Origin of the sequence: Sedimenticola hydrogenitrophicus, from assembly GCF_025175675.1 — a bacterium.
In the GTDB taxonomy this organism is placed as follows: Bacteria; Pseudomonadota; Gammaproteobacteria; order Chromatiales; family Chromatiaceae; genus Sedimenticola; species Sedimenticola hydrogenitrophicus.
In genome coordinates, this window is sequence record NZ_JANIOA010000036.1 from 1 (window position 1) to 22,066 (window position 22,066).

The following is a 22,066-nucleotide window of genomic DNA, read 5'->3' on the forward strand; positions in this document are numbered from 1 at the left end:
CGAGTTTGGGCAGGCGCTGAAAATGGGGCCGGATTCGAGGATACAAGCCATCGTGTGAGGCCGGCAAGGCAGGCCAATCACCCCGTGGGTAGTTACAGCCATACTTAGAATTGCTGAACACACCCCGATCCACTTGACATCGGCTGCGGGCAATGGGGTAATCCGGCGCTAAGTCAGCCTGGACCCACTGTCAACCCGATGAACCGGAATTCAACGCTTTACGTTCTACTCCTCAGCCTACTGCTGCTCGGCGGCTGTGCCAGCCAGGCCCGTTTTCCCGACAATCCGCCCCTGGCCGCGGCGAAACCGACGCTCAGCCCGATCACCCCGGACTCCACGGTGCTGCTGATGACCCTCTCCGGCGGCGGCAGCCGGGCTTCCGCCTTCGCCTACGGGGTGATGGAGGCATTGCACCAGACCCCGCTCACCACCCGGCCCGACGCGCCCACCCTGCTGGACAAGGTGGACCTGATCTCGGCGGTCTCCGGCGGCAGCATCATCGCGGCCTATTACGGACTGCATGGCGACCGGCTGTTCGAGCGCTTCCGTGATGACTTCCTGAAGCAGAATGTGAGGGACGAGATCCGCCAGCGCATGCTGTCACTGGAAAACCTCTCCCGGCTCTCCTCCACCACCTTCGGTTCCGGGGATATCCTGGACGAGTATTTCAGGGAGAAGTTGTTCGGCGAACGCCCGCTGAGTGAACTCTTCGATGACCAGGGGCCGGTGATCATCATCAACGCCACCGACCTGTTCAAGGGGAGCCGCTTCGGCTTCACCCCCGAGCTGTTCTCCCTGATCTGCTCCGACAACGAGCACTTCCCGGTGGCCCGGGCGGTGGCCGCCTCCAGCGCGGTGCCGTTGATCTTCACCCCGATCACCCTGACCAACCGGGCCGGCAGCTGCGGCGCGCCGGTCCCGGAGTGGGTACGGGTCGGGCTCACGGAAAAGGCGAAAAATCCCCGCCGTTACCGCCTGGCCAGGACCTGGAGCCGCTACCTGAACCGCCCGGAACACCCTTACGTGCACCTGTTGGATGGCGGTCTGGCCGACAACCTGGGACTGCGCGCCATGCTCGACCAGATCATTATCCATGACGGCCTGGACGATACCCTCAAACATGACATGTTGGCGCAGGCCCGGCGCATCGTCCTGATCGAGATCGACGCGGCGGCCCGGCTACCGAGCGAGTGGGAGAAGAAGCCGGATCATCCGCCACAAACGGTGATCCTGGATGCCGCCAGCACCACCCCCCTGAGCAACTACAACTTCGAGACCAAGGCCTACCTGCACAGTCAATTGGAGCCCTGGCTGCGCCAGAACGGTGCCGCACCCTGCCGGGACCAGGCGCGTTGCCAGCCCGAGCTCTACATCATCGAGATCAATCTGGACGATAGCAGTGAACAGCTCGACGGCCAGCCCCTGTCGACCATTCCCACCGACTTCAACCTGCCGGAACAGGCGGCGGAACGGCTGATTGAGGCGGGTAACCAACTGCTGCGCCAGCACCCGGAATTCAGCCGCCTGCTGAAGGATCTCTATGCGGAGATGGCCGGGTTTCGCTGACGCTCCCGAACGACGTACCCGCTGCAGGGATCCAGTTCCGGAAAGCGATGGCAGCGGGGCTGCGCCCAGCCTGTAGGAGGCCCGCCCCCACTGGCTGACCGATCAACCGTAATGGCGCTCCACGTAGCGTTCCACCAGCTGCTGGAACTCCTCGGCGATGTGTTCCCCCTTGAGGGTAACGGTCTTTTCCCCGTCCTCGTACACCGGCGCCACCGGCACCTCGCCACTGCCGGGCAGGCTGATGCCGATATTGGCATGTTTGCTCTCGCCGGGACCGTTGACCACACAGCCCATCACCGCCACCTTCATCTCTTCGACCCCGGGATACTGTCGGCGCCACTGCGGCATTTGCGCCCGCAGATAGTCCTGGATCTCCTGGGCCAGCTGCTGGAAGAAGACGCTGCTGGTGCGCCCGCAGCCGGGACAGGCGATCACCATCGGAGTGAACGAGCGCAGCCCCATGGACTGCAGGATCTCCTGGGCCACCTGCACCTCCTGGGTGCGGGCGCCGCCGGGTTCCGGGGTCAGGGAGATGCGGATGGTGTCGCCGATGCCCTCCTGCAGCAACACCGCCAGGGCGGCAGTGGAGGCGACGATCCCCTTGGAGCCCATGCCCGCCTCGGTCAGCCCGAGATGCAGGGCATAGTCACAGCGGCCGGCGAGTTCGCGATAGACGCCGATCAGGTCCTGCACCCCACTCATCTTGCAGGAGAGGACGATACGGTCGCGCCCCAGCCCCAGCTCCTCGGCGCGGCGGGCGTTGTCCAGGGCCGAGACCACCATGATCTCGCGGATCACCCGGTCGTTGTCCAGCGGCGCGGCGGCGCGGGCGTTCTCGTCCATCATCCGCATCACCAGTTCCTGGTCCATGCTGCCCCAGTTGACGCCGATGCGCACCGCCTTGTCGTGGCGGCAGGCCAGCTCGATCATGGCGGCAAACTTCTCGTCCCGGTTGGCGCCGCGGCCCACATTGCCCGGGTTGATGCGGTATTTGTCCAGGGCCCGGGCGCACTCGGGATAGGTCCGCAGCAGCTTGTGGCCGTTGAAGTGGAAATCGCCCACCAGCGGTACATCGACCCCCAGCTTGTCCAGCCCGTCGCGGATCGAGGCGACGGCGCGGGCCGCCGCCTCGCTGTTCACCGTGATGCGCACCAGCTCGGAGCCGGCGCGGCGCAGTTCGGCCACCTGGCGGATGGTGGCCGCGATATCCGCCGTGTCGGTATTGGTCATCGACTGAATGACCACCGGGGCGGCGCCACCGACGGTGACACCGCCGATGCGAACACCCACGGTCGCGGCACGTTTGACTGTCAGCTCAGACATACACTTAAAGGAACCTGACGGCGATACCCCGGCCGGGCTCGGTCCTGACCACCACGGCGCGTTGTGGCAGCGGGTCTTCAATATCCATGGCCAGCACCTCGACTTGCGAATCCAGGGCCGGCAGCAACTCCTCCTTGATGATCAGAAACAGACCCCCGTGAGACAGATCCTTGGTATACACCTCACGCACCCGGCCTTCGGCATCGGTCAGCCTGACCTGGGAGCGCAGGGAGAAGCGGGAATACTCACGGTTGTCGATGGTCATGCCAATCGGGCCGTCAACGGCCGCGACGCCGCGCGGCGACGCGCAGCCTCAGGGCATTGAGTTTGATGAAGCCGCCGGCATCCTTCTGGTCGTAGGCGCCGGCATCGTCCTCAAAGGTGGCAATCGATTCATCGAACAGGCTGTGGGTCTCGGACTTGCGCCCCACCACCATGATGCCCCCTTTGTAGAGTTTGAGACGGACCACCCCGTTGACCACGCCCTGGGTCTGGTCGATGGCGGCCTGCAGCATCTCGCGCTCCGGGCTCCACCAGTAGCCGTTGTAGACCAGCTCGGCGTATTTGGGCATCAACTCATCCTTCAGATGGGCCGACTCACGATCCAGGGTCAGGGACTCCATGGCACGATGTGCCTTGAGCAGGATGGTGCCGCCCGGAGTCTCGTAGCAGCCGCGGGATTTCATGCCGACATAACGGTTCTCCACAATGTCGTCACGGCCGATGCCGTTGGCGCCACCGATCCGGTTCAGCTCGCCCATCACCTTGGCGGGGCTCATGGCCACACCGTCGATGGCCACCACGTCGCCCTTTTCGAAGCTCAGCTCGATATAGGTGGGCTGGTCCGGCGCCGCCTCCGGCGCCACGCTCCAGCGCCACATCTCCTCGGCGGGCTCGCACCAGGGGTCTTCCAGGTCATAACCTTCATAGGAGATGTGCAGCAGGTTGGCGTCCATGGAGTAGGGCGATTTGCCCTTGCGCTTCATCTCCACCGGAATGCCGTGCTCTTCGGCATACTTCATCAGTTTCTCGCGGGAGAGCAGGTCCCACTCGCGCCACGGGGCAATGATCTTCACGTCCGGCATCAGCGCATAGGCGCCCAGTTCGAAGCGCACCTGGTCGTTGCCCTTGCCGGTGGCGCCGTGGGAGATGGCGTCGGCACCGGTCTCTTTGGCGATCTCGATCAGCCGCTTGGTGATCAGCGGCCGGGCGATGGAGGTCCCCAGCAGGTACTCGCCCTCGTAGATGGCGTTGGCGCGGAACATGGGGAAGACGAAATCGCGGGCGAACTCCTCGGTCAGGTCATCGATGTAGATCTCCCTCACCCCGGCCGCCTGGGCCTTGGCGCGAGCCGGCTCCACCTCTTCCCCCTGGCCGATATCGGCGGTAAAGGTCACCACTTCACAACCATACTCCTCCTGAAGCCATCTAAGGATGATCGAGGTATCCAGACCACCCGAATATGCGAGTACGACCTTTTTTACGCCAGACGCTGACATGGGGAAACTCCGTAGATTGCTGCCGCCCAAGCGGCTTTGCCGTCAAGAAAGCGTAGCATTATAACGCAGTCAGGCGGGTTTCATACCAGCCGTTGCGCGGGGTTGCAGTGGCTTGCCAGGGGGAGGGTGCGGAAGAGCCTTCCGGCTGATCCAGCCTACAATTGCCGGGCCACCAAAATATCCAGGGGTCGGAGTCAAATGGGGCCAACAGGGTGGGTATAATCGCACAATCCAGGACCCATTTGACTCCGACCCCACACAATTCCAGGCCACCAAAACCGGGAGCCCGTAAAAAGCAGGCAACCGCGAAGCGCGCCAAATGCGCAAAGGAAAACCAATCCTCTCCTTTGCGCGCTTGGCGTTCTTGGCGGTTACATGTAATTCAGGGGGCCTTCGGTTAAATTTCCCAGGGACGGGCTCAGCGCCCCTGGCGGCGCCAGCGGCGCACGATCGCCTCCACATCCACCGTGCCCGGTCCGTCACGCCACATATTGTAGAAGTCGATATCATTACTGTTCGGCGCCGGGTCGGGGGGATGGAACTGGAAGCGGGTCGGCAGCGGCACCGCCTCGCCCAGCGCCATCGCCTCACCGCGCCCCAGGGCGGCGAGGATATTCACCAGGTTGGACTCCGCGTCCGGCACCAGGTCGCGGATATACTGCTGGTCTTCCGGGTTGGTCACGCGCAGGCAGATGAAGCTGCCGCACTGCGCCAGCACCGTCTCCGACAGCTCATGCGGCCGCTGGCTCACCACGGCCAACCCCACCCCGTACTTGCGTCCCTCCTTGGCGATACGCTCCATGGAGCGCCGGGTCCCCTCGAACTGGGTACCGGCCTCGCGCGGGATGTAGTTATGCGCCTCCTCGCAGACCAGCAGCAGGGGGAACTCACGGGACTGCGGATTCCAGTAGTTGAATTCGAAGGCGAGCCGACCGATCTGCGCCGACACCGTGGGTCGCACGTCGAACGGCACCGAACTGAAGTCGATCACCGTAATCTGCCGTTGCGGCTCCACCAGACCGACGAACTCCCGCAGCAGATCCACCAGGGTGGCGGAGGATTTGCGCCGTTTCGGCTTGAACAGGAAATCGTAGCGCACATCGTTGAAGCGGCTCTGCATCTTGATCAGAAATTCATCGAACTGACCGTACAGCGCCCCCTTCACCTTACCGAAGTCCATCACCTGCTCATTGGCCCGCTTGAACTGATGGAACAGCTCCGCCAGGGAGAAGTAGACCGGCGAATCGATCGAGATATGGGCATCATCCATATCGCTGTTGGCCTTGCGCCGCAGCGTCAGCAGCACCTCGCGCAGAAACGCCATCTGGGTGGAGGCCTTGGCGTCGTCGCGGTCGATCAGCAGGTCCACCAGCTCACCATAGGTCAGCAACCAATAAGGTATCTCCAGATTGCGCGCGTCGATATAGCGGCAGGTCCCCTCCGCGAAGGCGGAGTGCTGGGTCTCGCCCTCACTCCAGACGTACTCGCCGTGAAGATCCAGCAGGATCACCTTGGCCTTTGGCATCACCTGCACGGTGCGCTGCAGTATGCTGGCCACCGCCCAGGACTTGCCGGAGCCGGACTGGCCGAGAATCGCCATGTGACGGCCAAACAGGGCCGTGGGATCCAGACAAACCCCCATGGAGGTGAGGGTGGGCAGGTAGCCCAGTTCGAAGCCGGTGGACTGGTACTTCTTGAACAGGATGGCGATCTCGTCCGGGCGCACCACGTGCACCTCCGCCCCGGGGGTCGGGTAGTGAATCACCCCACGGTGGAAGTTCCTGTCCCGATCCAGTTCGCCCAGGGGAACCAGCGTCATCACCCCGCGCATGCCACCCGCCTCCAGGTGCTCCTGACCGGCGCCGATCACCATGGCCACCACCTCAATACCGCGCTGTTTCACCATCAGATAAGAGCCCAGCTGGCCCACGGAGATATCGCCTGTTTCCGCCGGGACCACGGGAAACTCGCCATGCTCCATCGTGGTCAGCTCGGCGAGCATGATGTTTTCACGTACTTCGGTAACCCTACCGATATGGGTTTGCGTATTTTCCATTCTGGTCGGACCCCGTTCTGTGGTTCTTTAGTTATTGTTCCGGGCGGTGGCGGCCTGGGAGTATGGATTATTGATGCGCTGAAAGCGTCTTTTTCAAATTAAAGAATACCCCACATCGTCGCACTGTGTTGTGAATAATTTCTGCAATTCCAAATACAAATAAGAACCACCGTAAAACTCCAGGGCAATGTCAGATTTGAGCTATGCATCGATCGGACGCCTCTGCATGGCAATTGGCAGATTGATTCTCACCAAGACGCCAAGCACGCAAAGTTTAAACAAAAGGAGCGCTTTTCCTTGGCGTTCTTGGCGTCTTGGCGAACGCAATGATCCGTTACCGAATTGGGGGCGGGAACCAAAGAGGGGCCGACCGTACCTGCCGACGGCGCCCTTGGAGCGCCCCATAATCTGACTTGATCGCGAGGGGTAAGCTTGGGACCCGCGCAAGGGGGGGCGCGGACGGGGGCGCTCAGAAGTCGTGCAGAAACTCATTCAGCAGGTCGGAGAACGCCTGCGGCTGTTCGGCATAGACCCAGTGGCCGGCGCCCGGGACGCCGCGCAGGCGGGCGCGGGGAAACAGCCCCCGGATGATCGGTTTGGCCTCCGGCTGCAGATAGTCCGACTGTTCACCGTGTATGAACAGGGTAGGCCCGGGATAGGCGGGGCCGTCGTGGGTCGGGAAACCGACGATCTCCGCCATGCCCCGGGTCAGGGCCGGGAGGTTCATGCGCCATCCCCAGCCCCCCGCCACCTGCTGCAGATTCTGCAGCAGGAACTGGCGCAATCCCGCCTCATCCAGATAGCCGGCGAGGATCGCATCCGCCTCACCCCGACTGCCGACAGGCGCCTGGTCAACCGCGTGCAGCGCCTCATAGATCACCCCGAAGCGGTTGGGATAGGCGACCGGTGCGATATCCACCACCACCAGTCCAGTCACCCGTTCCGGCTGTTCCAGGGCCAGCCACATGGCGGCCTTCCCCCCCATGCTGTGTCCGATCAGCAGCGCCGACTCCAGCCCCTGCTGGTCAATCAGCTGCGCCACATCCCGGGCCAGGGCGGCATAGCCGACCTCCTCGTCATGGGGTGAGCGGCCATGGTTGCGCAGGTCCGGCACCAGCACGTGGAAGCGGTCGGCCAGCCCGCGGGCCAGCGAGTGCCAGTTGGCGGAGGAGCCGAGTAGGCCGTGCAGAAAGACCAGCGTGGGGTGCTGGTCGCTGTAGCTGCCATATTCCCGGTAGTGGAGTCGCATTGTCCGTTCCGCTGTGGTGAGACTTTTTTCGGCGCCGGATTGAACGGTCCAACCACCCAACCCGGGGCCTAGAGGCCAAGCTGTTTGTAACGACTCATCCGGTCAGTAAGAGATGGGCCTGCCTTGTTGGCCGATCTTGATGGCGCCTCGAATCCGGTCCCGTTTTCAGATTCAAGCCTGCCCTTGTTTGAGCGAAGCGAGTTTGGGCAGGCGCTGAAAATGGGGCCGGATTCGAGGATACAAGCCATCGGGTGAGGCCAACAAGGCAGGCCCATCACCCCGTAAGCAGTTACGGCTGCTTACTTCTTTTTCGGCGGCATCAGGTCGGTAATGGTGCCATCCGCCATCTCCGCCGCGAAGCAGATGGTCTCGCTCAGGGTCGGGTGCGGATGGATGGTCAGGCCGATATCCTCGACATCCGCCCCCATCTCCAGGGCCAGTACCGTCTCGCCGATCAGTTCGCCGGCATTCACACCGACAATGCCGGCACCCAGAATGCGCTTGGTCTCGGGATCGAACAGCAGTTTTGTCATGCCCTCTTCACGGCCGATACCCAGGGCACGTCCCGAAGCGGCCCAGGGGAAGGCGGCCTTCTCGTAGGCGATGCCCTGCGCCTTGGCATCCGTTTCGGTCAGCCCCATCCAGGCCACTTCCGGATCCGTGTAGGCCACCGACGGAATGGTCAGCGGATCGAACAGCGCGTGATGGCCGGCGATCACTTCCGCGGCGACCTTCGCCTCGTGGGTCGCCTTGTGGGCCAGCATCGGGTTGCCCACCACGTCGCCGATGGCGTAGATATTGGGCACGTTGGTACGCATGTGCTGGTCCACCGCGATGAATCCGCGCTCGTCCACCTTGACCCCGGCCAGGTCGGCGCCGATCAGCTTGCCGTTGGGCACGCGACCCACCGCCACCAGCACCTTGTCGTACACGAGTGCCTTTTCCGGGGCGTGCTTGCCTTCGAAGGTCACCTTCAGGCCGCCCTTCTGCGCCTTGATCTCGGTTACCTTGGTGTCCAGCATGATGCTGTTGAACTGCTCCTTGAGGCGCTTCTGCAGCGGCCTTACCAGATCGGTATCACAGCCGGGGATCAGACTGGACTGCAGTTCAACCACGTCGATCTGACTGCCCAGGGTGGCGTACACCGTACCCATCTCCAGGCCGATGATACCGCCACCCACCACCAGCATCTTCTTGGGGATATCTTCCAATTCCAGGGCGCCGGTGGAGTTGATCAGTCGCGGATCGTCATTGGGGAAACCGGGAATCGCCACCGGCCGCGAGCCGCAGGCGATGATGGCGTTTTCAAAACCGATGATCACCCGGCCCTTGCCGGTGTCGACGCTGATGCGGTTCGGGCTCTCGAACTGTCCCCAGCCGGTCACCACCTCGACCTTGCGCTGCTTGGCCAGGGCTGCCAGGCCCTGGGTCAGGCGGCCCACCACCTTGTCCTTGCCGGCGCGCATCTTGTCCAGATCGATTTTCGGCTTGCCGAAACTGACCCCCATCTGCTCCATCTCGGCCGCTTCGTTAATGATCGCCGCCGTATGCAACAGCGCCTTGGAGGGGATACAGCCGACGTTCAGACAGACACCCCCCAAGCTCTCGTGCTTTTCAATCAGCACCACCTTTTTCCCCAGGTCGGCGGCGCGAAAGGCGGCGGTATAGCCCCCTGGACCCGCGCCGAGCACTACCACTTCCGCCTGGATGTCGACTGCGCCCTGTGTGCTGTTGGAGCCGGAATTGTTATTCATCTCTTCTGCTTCACCCTATGCAAATTCCATAATTCAGGATAACCCCACTGGCCCTACTGGCCCGCCCCTGAAAATCCGTCATCACGGACCCGGAGATCGGCGTTCAAGCTATCCGCTGCGTATTCGGCCCAGCTGTTTTTTCTGAAACACTCCAAAAAAACAAAAAAGCTGAAAAAATATTGAGTAATTATTGGACAAGTGTACTAATTCTTGATTTCACCGCGAAATCATGCAAAGAGTAGCCTATCCGCCAATAAATTGAAATTATAAATTTCCCCAAAACCCACCCATTGCGGAAAAACGTCACCGAATCGGCCCCGGCTATAACAGCAGTCGGCGTATATCGGCCAACAGCGTCGACAGGAGGACCGTAAACCGGGCCGCCTGCGCCCCATCGATCACCCGGTGGTCATAGGAGAGCGAGAGCGGCAGCATCAGCCGCGGCTTGAACTTCCTGCCATTCCACACCGGTTTCGTGGCGGAGCGTGCCACCCCCAGGATCGCCACTTCCGGGGCATTGACGATGGGGGTGAAAGCGGTGCCGCCGATGCCGCCGAGACTGGAGATGGAGAAACAGCCTCCCTGCAGATCGGCCGGGGCCAACTTGCCCTGCCGGGCACGCTCACTTACCTCGGCCAGCTCGGCGGCCAGCTCGAGTATCGACTTGCTGTCGACCTGGCGCAGCACCGGCACCATCAGGCCGTTCGGCGTGTCCACCGCGACACCCATATTAAAGTAGCGCTTGTAGATCAGACTCTCCCGATCCGGGCTGAGCGAGCTGTTGAATTCCGGCATCTCGCGCAGCGCGCCGACACAGGCCTTGATCAGGAACGGCAGAAAGGTGAGCTTGATATCCTGCCGCGCGGCGGCCTCCTTCTGCTCGCGGCGAAACGCCTCCAGATCAGTAATGTCGGCCTCGTCGAACTGGGTGACATGGGGGATATTCAGCCAGCAGGCGGTCAGGTGAGCCCCGCCGATCTTCTTGATCCGGCTGAGCGGTTGCACCTCCACTTCGCCGAACCGGGTGAAATCCACCTCCGGCACTTCCGGCAGACGCAGCGCCCCAGAGACCCGCGCGCCGCCACCCGCCCTGAGTGCCTGCTTGATAAAGCCCTGCACATCCTCCCGGGTGATGCGACCTTTTCTGCCGCTCCCCTGAACCTGGTCCAGATCGACCCCCAGCTCGCGGGCAAAGCTGCGCACCGAGGGGCTGGCGTGGGCCACGCGATGCGGCTCGTCCGCGGGGTGGGGCTGGACCGGCGGCGGCTGGGTCGCCTTGTCCCCCGGCAGGCGCCCGCCAGGTGGCCCCTCCACGGCGGAGGTCTCCTCTGACGACTCCGCTGGCACCCCTTCCCCCCCGGGGGCGGCTTCCTCAGTCTGTTGTTCCTCTGGCTGCGCGGCCGGGGCCTGTTGACCCTCTTCGCCCCCCGCTTCAGCCGGCGCTTCGGGTTCCTCATTCGCCTCAAGAATCAGCAGCAGATCGCCCTCGCCGATGGTGTCCCCCACCTTGACCTCGACCGACTTGACCACTCCGGCATGGGCCGCCGGTATCTCCATGGTGGCCTTGTCGCTCTCCAGGGTGACCAGTGAATCCTCCACCGCCACCCGGTCCCCCTTGGAGACCAGCACCTCGATCACTTCTACGCCGGAAAAATCGCCGATGTCCGGCACCAGCTCTTTGATTTCACTCGCCACCGCGGGCCTCCAGATTGTTTGTCATCCTTACACACCTGCGCTCGACCGCACCGTGCAGCAGCTACACCGTCCATGGCCTGGGCTTGTCCGGATCGATCCGGTATTTGCGGATAGCCCGGGTCAGCTCCGCCTCCTGCACGCTCCCCTCATCGGCGAGCGCCTTGAGCGCGGCCAGCACCACGTAATAGCGGCTCACTTCAAAGAATTTCCTCAGCTGACTGCGCCGGTCACTGCGGCCGTATCCGTCGGTGCCCAGCACCCGGTAGGTGCCGGGGACAAAGGGGCGGATCTGATCGGCATAGCTGCGGATATAGTCGGTGGCCGCCACCACCGGCCCGGACCGGCCGCGCAACTGCTGTTCGACGTAGCTGGACCTCGGTGGCTGTCCCGGGTGCAGCATGTTCCAGCGCTCCACACCCAGCCCCTCGCGCCGCAGTTCGTTGAAACTGGTGACACTCCAGATATCCGCGGCGATGCCGAAGTCCTGCTCCAGCAGTTCCGCCGCCGCGATAACCTCGCGCAGGATGGTGCCGCTGCCCAGCAGTTGCACCCGTTTCTTGCGGCGACCGGCGGACTGCAGCAGGTACATCCCCCTGACGATCCCCTCCGCCGCGCCTTCGGGCATGGGCGGATGGCCGTAGTTCTCGTTCATCACCGTGATGTAGTAGAAGATGTTCTCCTGCTCCCGGTACATGCGTCGCAGGCCATCCTGGATAATCACCGTCAGCTCGTAGGCGAAGGTGGGATCGTAGGCGACACAGTTGGGGATGGTCGCCGCCTGCAGATGGCTGTGCCCATCCTGGTGCTGCAGCCCCTCGCCCGCCAGGGTGGTGCGCCCCGCGGTGCCGCCCATCAGGAAGCCGCGCGCCTGCATGTCGCCGGCCGCCCAGGCCAGGTCGCCAACCCGCTGGAAACCGAACATGGAGTAGTAGACGTAGAACGGGATCATGCTGATGCCGTGGTTGGCATAGGCGGTGGCGGCGGCGATCCAGGAGGACATGGCCCCCGCCTCGGTGATCCCCTCCTGTAGGATCTGGCCCTGCTTGTCCTCGCGGTAGTACATCACCTGGTCAGAATCCACCGGGGTGTAGAGCTGGCCCACCGAGGAGTAGATGCCCAACTGGCGGAACATCCCCTCCATGCCGAAGGTGCGCGCCTCGTCCGGGATGATCGGCACCACCCGCTTGCCCACCTGCTTGTCGCGTATCAGGATCGAGAGGATGCGGACAAACGCCATGGTGGTGGACATCTCCCGTTCACCGGTACCTTCCAGCATGGTGGCGAAAAACTCCAGCGCCGGGACCTCCAGTTTCGGGGTGGCCGCATAACGCGCCGGCAGCGAGCCGCCCAGGGCCTCGCGCCGCTCCAGCAGGTACTTCAACTCCGGACTGTCGGCGGCCGGCTTATAGAAAGGCATCTCGTTGAGCTTCTCATCCGGAATGGGGATGTTGAAGCGGTCGCGAAACGCCTTCAGGGCCGCTTCGCCCATCTTCTTCTGCGAGTGGGTGATATTCTGCCCCTCGCCCGCGATGCCCATGCCGTAGCCCTTGACCGTCTTGGCGAGGATTACGGTCGGCTGCCCCTTGTGCTCCATAGCCGCAGCGTAGGCGGCGTAGATCTTGTAGGGATCGTGACCGCCCCGGTTCAGGCGCCAGATATCCTCGTCGGTCATGTTGGCCACCATATCGGCCAGCTCGGGGTATTTGCCGAAGAAGTGCTCGCGGGTATAGGCACCGCCTTTCGCCTTGTAGGTCTGGTAGTCCCCGTCCACCGCCTCTTCCATGCGTTTGCGCAGCAGCCCCTGCGTGTCCCGGGCCAGCAACGGGTCCCAGTAGCCGCCCCAGATCACCTTGATCACGTTCCAGCCGGCCCCCCGGAACACCGCCTCGAGCTCCTGGATGATCTTGCCGTTACCGCGCACCGGCCCGTCCAGCCGCTGCAGATTGCAGTTGACCACGAACACCAGGTTGTCCAGCCGCTCGCGGCCGGCCAGGGAGATGGCCCCGAGGGACTCCGGTTCATCGCTCTCGCCATCCCCCATGAAGGCCCACACCTTGCGTGGCTCGGTGTTGACGATGCCGCGATCACCCAGGTAGCGCATGAAGCGCGCCTGATAGATGGCCATCAGCGGCCCCAGCCCCATGGAGACCGTGGGGAACTGCCAGAAACCGGGCATCAGCCAGGGGTGGGGATAGGAGGAGAGCCCCTCCCCCTCCGACTCCTGGCGAAAGCTGTAGAGATCCTCCTCGCTCAGGCGCCCCTCCAGGAACGCGCGGGCGTAGATACCGGGTGCCGAGTGGCCCTGGAAAAACACCAGATCCCCGTCCCGCGCCTCGCTACGGGCATGGAAGAAGTGGTTGAAGGCGACATCGTAGAGGGTGGCGGCGGAAGCGAAGCTGGAGATGTGCCCCCCCAGCTCCGGGCTCAGGCGGTTGGCCTGCACCACCATGGCCATGGCATTCCAACGGATAAAAGAGCGGATGCGCCGCTCCATGGCGGGATCACCGGGGAACCGTTTCTGTTTGGTCACCGGGATGGTGTTGATGTAGGCAGTATTGGCGCTGTAGGGGAGATAGGCGCCGGAGCGGCGTGCCTTGTCGATCAGGGTTTCGATCAGATAGTGGGCCCGCTCGGTCCCCTCGTTTTCCAGAACCGCCTCCAGGGCCTCGAGCCACTCCCGGGTCTCTTCAGGATCAATATCCGGTTTCATGGGTCACGCTCACGCTCTTTAGTGCATAGATTCCGTTATCAAGAAATACCCGGGACAGCTACGAAGTAAACCATTAACCCGGGCATTACTATTTGTTTTTTCAATTCTTTATATTGTTAATAACAATATACAGGAGTCGGCCGGCGCCCATCAACCGTAGGCGCAGAACGATCCCGCCAATGCTATGAGCATAGACGGTTGCCGGTGAAACGCGGGGGGCCGGCAGCGGCCCGGCCATCCGGGATGTCGCCTTAGGCGCAGGCCCCTGTGCCTCACCTGATCTATCGACACCGCCCCACCCGGCGGGCAACCAAGGGGGGTTGCCCCTACACAGAATCTGAAACAACCAACGCCCCACCCGTAGGGGCAGGCCCCTGTGCCTGACCTGATCTATCGACACTGCCCCACCGGTGGGCAATCCCCCCCTGGACAAAAAAAAAGCATCCGCGGCTGGGTGCCGCGGATGCTTTTGGGATGGAACCTGCCCCGGTGAAGGGCTTACATTATCAGAGTTCGCGAGCGCTGTGACGCGTCTCCATTTCCTGGCGCCGGGCTGCCTGCTGCTCCCGGGCAGAAGCGCGCTGCGCCTCGACACGCTTCATCATCTCGACCCGGCGGGCCTCCATCTGTTTCTGCATCTCATCACGCCGGGCCTGTACATCCGCCGGCAGTTCGAACGGGGCATTGGGGGCGGCAAACGGCTGAGGCTGCTGGGCGGCGAACTGCTCGGCAAACTTGCGCTGCGCTTCCACCGCCTCCTGCATGGCCTTGGCCTGCTGTTCCGCGAACGCCTTCTGCTGCTGCTCCATCGCCTGCCGCTGCTCTTCGCTCAAAGGGGCGACCGGGGCATAGGCACCATAATACGGATATCCGTAGTTCGGCTGGTTATAGCCATAACCGTCCCCATAGCCTGAAACACGACTGCGACCGCTGAAATTCATGCTGAATGAGCCGTCGCCCACGCCGTTTCCGAAACCGTCACCCAGACCGTTCCATGGTCCGCCCCACCAGGCACTGGCCGTCATGGATACGGTTGAAAGGGCCGCCGCGGCGACCAGGGTTGCAATCTTCTTCATTATCAAATTCCTTCCGTTGTATGCTTTTCAGCCCCTGGCCGCCGCCGTCCTGACTACCAACCTATGGCGTCACGCCGCACGAACCGGGAACCGCTATTGTAAGGGTACGTCCCTGTACCACACCCTTCCGTGGAGGGTTATATCGCTTTCGACCCGCTTACTTCGCCGGGGCCGGTGCTGCCGGGGCCGCCTGAGGGGCTACCGGGGCAACCGGATAACCGTAGGGGGCATAGCCGTAAGGCGCGCCATAAGGGGCGTAGCCGTAGGGGGCGCCGTACGGGCCGTAGCCGTAGTACGGATTCTGGTAGCCATAACCCCGACCGGCTCCGTACATGTTGCTGCGGCCGCTGAAGTTCATATTGAAATCGCCGGCGCCATCACCAAAACCATCGCCCATACCGTTCCAGGGACCACCACCCCAGGGACCGCCCCACCAGGCGGATGCGGAAGCAGAGGTAGCCAACAGAGCGGTAATTGCAGCAGCTTTAATAAATTTGTTCATCGTATCTCTCCGTAAATTTAAGTCTCTATCTCCGGTGCGGAAGCATTGATACTGCGCGTCTTCCTGAAGTGAAGAATATTAGTAAATACTTAAATTGTATAATTCGAATTTTTTATGCGCTGGTTAAATTTAATTAATGGGTGATATCTCATCGGAGAGCCCGCCCGGACATGCGGACCCGGCGAGCGGTTATGGCCATTCCGAACCACGGAGTCGCTGCGATCCGGGAATAGCGACAGGTATCAGGTGGCGTTGATGCGGTTCGATTGCCTCAGCGCCCGCCGGCCGGATTTTCAGGCCAGACCACTATGTACCTGCCAAAAAAAACCCCTTCTCGCGGGAAGGGGTTATTCTGACCGGGGTGCCGGAACTACTCATCCGCCTCCGGCGGTGGGGCGCCATCATAGACGTCATTACGACGTTTCTGCAGATAGGCGTCGCGCTGGAATTCATAGGGATCCAATGCCGCCTCTGCCAGCACCCGGCTTGCACTCAGCAGGTCGGCACGGGTATCGATGGCGCGCAGGCCGATCAGGCTGTTGCGCCAGTGGTTGGGTTTGACATAGCGTACCGGATCGGTATACCAGTCAACCACCAGGCCCACGGTATCGCGACCGCTGCTCGGACCGAAGAACGGCAGCACGATATAGGGACCGGGATCCAGGCCCCAGGCGCCCATGGTCTGGCCGAAGTCCTCGCCATATTTCTGCATATTCATGTTGCTGGCCACGTCGATGAAACCAAGCAGGCCGATGGTGGAGTTGACCAGCACCCGCCCCACGTCGCTGGCGGCGCGTTCCAGCTTGAACTGCAGCAGGTTGTTGATGGCCGAGCCCACATCGGCGAGATTACCGAAGAAGTTGCTGATGCCGGTATCCACGGGAGCCGGGGTGATCGCCTTGTAGCCCCTGGCCAGCGGCTCCATCAGGATATCATCCAGCCCTTCGTTGAATGAGTACACCCCCCGGTTGAATCCCTCGATCGGATCCCGTGGATCCGCAAACTCGCCGGTCGACGCACAGCCGGACAATACCGCTGCCAATAGTGATAGCAGCATGACCCGAATCGGCTTTAACAGACGCTCACCCTTCATTTTTTCTTATCCTTAACAGACCAACATGCTTGATTTATAAAAAATTGTGACTCGTTCCCCAAACAGAGACGAAATTTATCATATTTGACTATCCGTCACACCCATAAAACAGAATTATCAGTATTTTCTGACGATCCGATAGCCGCGCCGCTCCAACAGTCTGAGGATCCCCTGCTCGCCCGGCAGGTGCAGGGCACCTACCGCGACAAACACGCCGCCCCGCGCCAGTGGCGCTTCCAGCCGTTCAACCATGCGCCGGTTCCGCTCGTCGACCGCCTTGGCTTGAAAGCGCTCGACCAGCGGCTCGGTACTCCCGCCAACTAGCTGCCGGTTGATCTCCACCAGCCCCGCCAGGTCACGATCGAGATAGCGGTCGAGCAGTGCTTGAAAGATTGTCGGCAGCTGTTCGAAATTATTTAACGTATCACGCAACAAAAGGACCTGATCCTCTTCGGACAGGGAATCAAACAGGTCCAACTGCTCGCGGATGGTCTCAAGCCCGGCCACCTCCTTGTTCAACTCCAGCGCCCGTCTGTAGAGTACGAGATCGAGAAACAGACCGGTCTCGGATGGCGGCAGACTCAGCATGATAGCCAGGGCCCACGGCTTGTAGTAGCGAAGCGCCGCCTCGGGTAGACCCAACCGCGCAGCCGTCGCCACCGTCTCCCTATAGAGGGCGGGGTCGAGGATGTCGCGTAGCTCCCGCCCATCGTCAAGCAGCATTGCCGCCACTGACGCGAGCAGACTGGCCCCATCCATATTCACTTCCACAAGGAGGCGCGGGGACTCGACAAAGGCCCGCTCCACCGGCCCCGGCAGGGCCAGCACCCGGGGATCTTCAGAATGCATGGTGCCAAACAGGTAGCCGACCGGCTCCCCATCCCGCTCAACCTGGAACAGCAGCCCCTGGGAGAACGGCAGCTCGGCGGCACGCAGGGGCGTCAGCCAGGCGATGGATACCATCAACAGCAGCAGCATGCCGCACAGCAGCCGTTCTTTCCGATCCTGTCGCATCGCTATCCAGATTGGTTCAAGGTGAGGACCTGTATTTTGTTTACCCGCCTGACTCGGCGCGACGGCGGGAAAAGTGTTGGCCGCGAATGAAGGAAAATAGACGTGTATAGGGAAATACGCAAATGCCGATCCGGGATCGGAGTTCGAGTGTAACTACCCACGGGGTAAGGATGTAGGGTGGATAAGCCGGTAGGCGCATCCACCAATGCTACGGGATGATTGGCCTGCCTTGCCGGCCTCACACGATGGCTTGCCTCCTCGAATCCGGCCCCTTTTTCAGCGCCTGCCCAAACTCGCTTCGCTCAAACAAGGGCAGGCTTGAATCTGAAAAAGGGGCCGGATTCGAGGCGCCATCAAGATCGGCCAACAAGGCAGGCCAATCACTTACAGACCGGTTGAGTAGTTACGTTCGGGCTTGAAATGCCGGCGTACGCTAATAGCTGATTTGCCGAGTCGTCCGGGCGTGTTTTTTTCTGACACCCGGATGTTCTGATCGAAAACCGGGGCCGATTCCATTATCCTGTGCCGCTATGACAGACTACCCCATCAATCCGGCTATTGCGCAACGCTTCCGAGGCTTTCTTCCCGTGGTGGTTGATGTGGAGACCGCCGGTTTCAATGCCAAAACCGATGCCCTGCTGGAGATCGCCGCCGTTATCCTGGTGATCGACGAAGACGGTCTGCTCCATACCACCCCCTGTCACGCCCGCCATGTCGCCCCGTTTCCCGGTGCCAACCTGGAACCCAAGGCGCTGGAGTTTAACGGCATCGACCCCGACCACCCGTTTCGCAACGCCCTGCCGGAAAAGCAGGCGCTGAACGAGATCTTCACACCGATCCGCCAGGCGGTGAAGGCCAGCGGTTGCAATCGGGCAATCCTGGTGGGCCACAACGCCTTTTTTGACCTCGGATTTCTGAATGCGGCGGTGGCGCGGACCGGTATCAAGCGCAACCCGTTCCACCCCTTCAGCACCTTCGATACGGTGTCGCTGGCGGGACTCGCCTATGGCCAGACGGTGTTGGCCAAGGCCGCCATGGCCGCCGGCCTGGAGTGGGACAACAGCGAGGCCCATTCGGCCATTTATGACACCGAGAAAACCGCCGAACTGTTCTGCCGGATCGTCAATCAGTGGCAACAGCAATCGACGGAAAGACCCTGGCTACCGCAAGGCGCGTTCGGCGGAGCAGGATAGGCAGACGCCAGCCAACGGCGCCGCCATCCGGCTGCGCGCCGTAGGGGCAGGCCCCTGTGCCTGCCCATGCCCCGGGCAACCACGGGGGGTTGCCCCTACGGCCATCCCTGGACAAAAAAACCGGCAACGCATCGCTGCGTGCCGGTTTTTTCCGCGTGTGCGGGTTTACTTGCCGGCGGCCTCGGCGGTCATCTTCTGCAGCTCACCGGTCTGGTGCAGCTCCAGGGTGATGTCGCAACCGCCCACCAGTTCGCCCTTGATATAGAGTTGCGGAAAAGTCGGCCAGTCGGCATAGCGGGGGAGATTCTCGAAAATCTCCGGGTCCGACAACACATTGACGTAAGCGAACTCTACGCCACAGTCCTGCAGTGCCGCGGCGGCGCGGGATGAGAAGCCACACTGGGGAAACTGTGGTGTCCCCTTCATGTACAACACTATGGGGTTGCCCTCAACCTGCTCTTTGATTCGCTCCAAAACGTCCATCATTCACCTCTGTGTAAAAACTGACTCTGGGCGGCAGATGGGGTCATCCGCCGACGATTTCAAGGGCAGCGCCCTGCCACCCCCTGGTTCGATGCATTTACCATGCATAGGTTCAACCTGTCAAAACGGCTTGGCCGCGCCGATGACGATGGTCACCAGTCCCAGCACCAGATTGATACCGATAATCCGGCGCATCACCGCCAGCCGCGCACCGGCCTGGGGCAGCTCCCCGGCCTGGAGCGCCCGCCCCATCTGCCGGTAGGGCAGGAAGTAGATGTAGCAGAACAGCGCCACCATGGCCAGGCCGATCCCCTGCATGATGTGCACGTGGAGACCCGCCCCGGCCCCCAGTATGCCGAACTGGATGGCGTAGCCACTGCCCAGGATCAGGACAATGGCCAGCCAGACCCAGGGGAAAAACCGGTCCAGGGTGCGCTTCATCAGGGGCAGGCGCTGCGGCGGTTCCAGCACCTCGACGGCCGCCGGACGCAACGCCATGTGGGCAAAGAACATCCCCCCGACCCACACGACCACACCCAGCAAGTGCAAGGTTATTATTACTGAATACATAAGTTATTTCCTTTAATGAAACTTCCCCGGTCGCCTTTGTCCCGCTCACCGGCTCAGGCGGCAGCAATTCTAAATATGACCTTAAGTAGTCGTTTAATTATCCAGGTCTGATTAAAAGGAACCACGGATGGACACAGATTCACACAGATAGGAGCTTAGAATTCTGAATCCGTGCTCATCTGTGTGAATCCGTGGTTCTCCAGGGTCCTGCCCAACCAGTATGCCCGGTGTCAATTAATGCGTCCGTAATGCCTCACCCCTCGGCATATTTAGAATTGCTGCTCAGGCGCCGTCCACATTGCGTTGCAACCAGTACTCCAGCAGCGCCAGGTGCCAAAGCTTGCTGCCGAGCAACCGGGTATGGTGCATTTCCGGCGCGGCCAGCAGCAGGTCGACATAGGCACGGGAGTAGAGTCCACGTTGCCGGCAGGCGGCCGAATCCAGGATGTCGCGCATGAAGTGGAGAAAGTCGCCCCGTACGTACTTCAGCGCCGGCATCGGGAAGTAGCCCTTGGGCCGATCGATCACCGAATCGGGCAGCAGTCCCCGGGCCATCGCCTTCAGGGGATACTTGCCCCCCTCCCGCAGCTTCAGTTCGGGCGGGCATTGCGCCGCCAGCTCCACCAACTGCTGATCGAGGAACGGCACCCGCGCCTCCAGTCCCCAGGCCATGGTCATGTTGTCGACCCGCTTCACCGGATCATCCACGATCAGGGTGGTGACGTCCATGCGCAGCACCGCGTCCATGAAACTCTCCGCCCCGGGCTCATCGAGCAGTTCGGCGACCAGCTGGCTGGTGTGATCCTCGCCGCGGAAATCGGCCGTGACCATGCGCCGGTACTCCTCATGGTCGCGGTCGAAATAGTGGCGGGCGAAGCGCTCCACCGCCGTCCCCTGCCCCTCGTCCCGCATGCGCGGATACCAGAAGTAGCCGCCGAACACCTCATCCGCCCCCTGCCCGGACTGGACCACCTTGATCTGTTTCGAGACCTGTTCGGACAACAGGTAGAAGGCGACCGCGTCTTGGCCGAACATCGGCTCGGCCATGGCGTCCACCGCCTCCGGCAGGCGTTTCAGCACCTCCGCATTGGGGATCAGGTACTTGTGATGGCGGGTGGCGTAGCGCTCCACCACCTGGTCGGAGTATTCAAACTCGTTCCCCTTCTCATCCGGGTGGTCCTCGAAGCCGACCGAGAAGGTGCGCAGATCCGACACCCCCGACTCCGCCAACAGTGCCACCAGCAGGCTGGAATCGAGCCCCCCCGACAGCAGCACCCCCACCGGGACATCGGATATCTTGTTGCGCTTGTGCACCGCCTGGCGCAGCGCCTCGTGGATGGCCTCCAGCCACTCGTCATCGCTATGCGGCTGGGCCGGCCGGCTGGCGTCGAGCTGCCAGTAGCGACGCTCGGTGCGCCGGCCATCGGCATCGATCAGCAGCGAATGCCCCGGCGCCAGTTTGCGCACACCCTGGAGAATCGTCCGCGGCGCGGGCACCACCGCGTGCAGGGTAAACTGGTGGTGCAGGGCGACCGGATCCAGGGTGGTATCGACATCGCCCGCCGCGAGCAGCGCCTGCACATTGGAGGCGAAACGGAACCGCTTATCCGTGAGGTTGTAGTAGAACGGCTTGATCCCCATCCGATCCCGGGCCATGAACAGCTGTTTTTTGCCCTGATCCCAGATCGCGAAGGCGAACATCCCCTGCAGGCGGTCGACGCAGCGCTCCCCCCAGGCGTGCCACGCCTTGAGAATCACCTCGCTGTCACCCTCGGAATAGAAGTGGTAACCCTCCCGCTTCAGCGTCTCGCGCAGCTCGGGATAGTTGTAGATGGTGCCGTTGAACACCAGCGCCAGCCCCAGCTCCTGGTCCACCATGGGCTGATTGGCCCGCGTGGAGAGATCGATAATGGCGAGCCGGCGATGGCCGAACGCCAGCGCTCCGTCGCTGTAGCTCCCCTCGTGATCGGGCCCCCGCCGCTCCAGCCGGGCCGTCATTCGGGCAATCCCGCCCAGATCGGGCCGGCCGCCATCGAGTCGCAACTCCCCACATATTCCACACATTAACTGTTTCCTGCCTTGTATTTTCGTCCTGTTGGCCAATGGCCCGGAACCTGTTCGATCTGACCATTATAACCTTGCCCCGGGCCCATCCACACACTATAGCTATGGATGGATTGAGGGATGATCTTGAATCAAAATTAACGCTGGCATTATAATACCGAGTAAAATACTATGTTATTATGATTCTAACTTATCAACAGCAACACATTATTAAGGAAG

The 22,066-nt window shown here is 61.9% G+C and carries 17 protein-coding genes; 2 read left to right on the forward strand and 15 right to left on the reverse strand.

The genetic code is table 11. The features are described 5' to 3' along the window. The first annotated feature begins 198 nt into the window (after positions 1–198). Positions 199–1,566: a patatin-like phospholipase family protein gene (locus NPX02_RS16475; RefSeq protein WP_260294887.1), complete on the forward strand. Its 1,368-nt coding sequence runs from the start codon at positions 199–201 to the stop codon at positions 1,564–1,566. Positions 1,567–1,668: 102 nt separating this feature from the next. On the opposite strand, the gene ispG is transcribed toward NPX02_RS16475, so the two are convergent. From ispG to NPX02_RS16535, 12 genes are all read right to left on the reverse strand, one after another. Continuing rightward, a complete protein-coding gene (gene ispG / locus NPX02_RS16480) occupies positions 1,669–2,889 on the reverse strand; it encodes a flavodoxin-dependent (E)-4-hydroxy-3-methylbut-2-enyl-diphosphate synthase (RefSeq protein ID WP_260294888.1) in 1,221 nt (406 codons plus the stop codon). A 4-nt stretch (positions 2,890–2,893) separates the two neighbouring features. Then, entirely contained in the window at positions 2,894–3,154 is a 261-nt protein-coding gene (locus NPX02_RS16485; protein WP_260294889.1) for a PilZ domain-containing protein, read from the reverse strand. Positions 3,155–3,167: 13 nt separating this feature from the next. Next, positions 3,168–4,388, reverse strand: a complete 1,221-nt coding sequence (locus NPX02_RS16490; RefSeq protein WP_260294890.1) for an argininosuccinate synthase — start codon at positions 4,386–4,388, stop codon at positions 3,168–3,170. 418 nt (positions 4,389–4,806) lie between these two features. After that, positions 4,807–6,444 (reverse strand): ATP-binding protein, encoded by a 1,638-nt coding sequence (locus NPX02_RS16495; protein ID WP_260294891.1) that lies wholly within the window; start codon positions 6,442–6,444, stop codon positions 4,807–4,809. 469 nt (positions 6,445–6,913) lie between these two features. After that, positions 6,914–7,693 (reverse strand): alpha/beta fold hydrolase, encoded by a 780-nt coding sequence (locus NPX02_RS16500; RefSeq protein WP_260294892.1) that lies wholly within the window; start codon positions 7,691–7,693, stop codon positions 6,914–6,916. A 299-nt stretch (positions 7,694–7,992) separates the two neighbouring features. Further along, positions 7,993–9,447, reverse strand: coding sequence for a dihydrolipoyl dehydrogenase (lpdA, locus tag NPX02_RS16505; RefSeq protein WP_260294893.1), 1,455 nt, complete (start codon positions 9,445–9,447; stop codon positions 7,993–7,995). 321 nt (positions 9,448–9,768) lie between these two features. Further along, entirely contained in the window at positions 9,769–11,142 is a 1,374-nt protein-coding gene (locus NPX02_RS16510; protein ID WP_260294895.1) for a dihydrolipoyllysine-residue acetyltransferase, read from the reverse strand. A 61-nt stretch (positions 11,143–11,203) separates the two neighbouring features. Then, the gene (aceE, locus tag NPX02_RS16515) at positions 11,204–13,852 is read right to left on the reverse strand and encodes a pyruvate dehydrogenase (acetyl-transferring), homodimeric type (RefSeq protein WP_260294896.1); all 2,649 of its coding nucleotides are present in this window, start codon (positions 13,850–13,852) and stop codon (positions 11,204–11,206) included. Positions 13,853–14,358: 506 nt separating this feature from the next. Then, positions 14,359–14,928: a sulfur globule family protein gene (locus NPX02_RS16520; protein WP_260294897.1), complete on the reverse strand. Its 570-nt coding sequence runs from the start codon at positions 14,926–14,928 to the stop codon at positions 14,359–14,361. A 157-nt stretch (positions 14,929–15,085) separates the two neighbouring features. Then, on the reverse strand, positions 15,086–15,430 hold the full coding sequence (locus tag NPX02_RS16525) for a sulfur globule family protein (protein WP_260294898.1): 345 nt from the start codon (positions 15,428–15,430) through the stop codon (positions 15,086–15,088). 370 nt (positions 15,431–15,800) lie between these two features. Next, entirely contained in the window at positions 15,801–16,523 is a 723-nt protein-coding gene (locus NPX02_RS16530; RefSeq protein WP_260294899.1) for an MlaA family lipoprotein, read from the reverse strand. Between the two features lie 117 nt (positions 16,524–16,640). After that, a complete protein-coding gene (locus NPX02_RS16535) occupies positions 16,641–17,537 on the reverse strand; it encodes a TraB/GumN family protein (RefSeq protein ID WP_260294900.1) in 897 nt (298 codons plus the stop codon). A gap of 530 nt (positions 17,538–18,067) precedes the next feature. On the opposite strand from NPX02_RS16535, the gene rnt reads away from it, so the two are divergent. After that, a complete protein-coding gene (gene rnt, locus NPX02_RS16540; RefSeq protein WP_260294901.1) occupies positions 18,068–18,730 on the forward strand; it encodes a ribonuclease T in 663 nt (220 codons plus the stop codon). Positions 18,731–18,895: 165 nt separating this feature from the next. On the opposite strand, the gene grxD is transcribed toward rnt, so the two are convergent. The 3 genes from grxD to NPX02_RS16555 form a co-directional block, all read right to left on the reverse strand. Then, positions 18,896–19,213, reverse strand: a complete 318-nt coding sequence (gene grxD, locus NPX02_RS16545; protein ID WP_305792911.1) for a Grx4 family monothiol glutaredoxin — start codon at positions 19,211–19,213, stop codon at positions 18,896–18,898. A gap of 120 nt (positions 19,214–19,333) precedes the next feature. Continuing rightward, on the reverse strand, positions 19,334–19,783 hold the full coding sequence (locus NPX02_RS16550; protein WP_260294903.1) for a CopD family protein: 450 nt from the start codon (positions 19,781–19,783) through the stop codon (positions 19,334–19,336). 282 nt (positions 19,784–20,065) lie between these two features. Then, positions 20,066–21,847 (reverse strand): N-acetylglutaminylglutamine amidotransferase, encoded by a 1,782-nt coding sequence (locus tag NPX02_RS16555; protein ID WP_260294904.1) that lies wholly within the window; start codon positions 21,845–21,847, stop codon positions 20,066–20,068. Positions 21,848–22,066 lie beyond the last annotated feature (219 nt).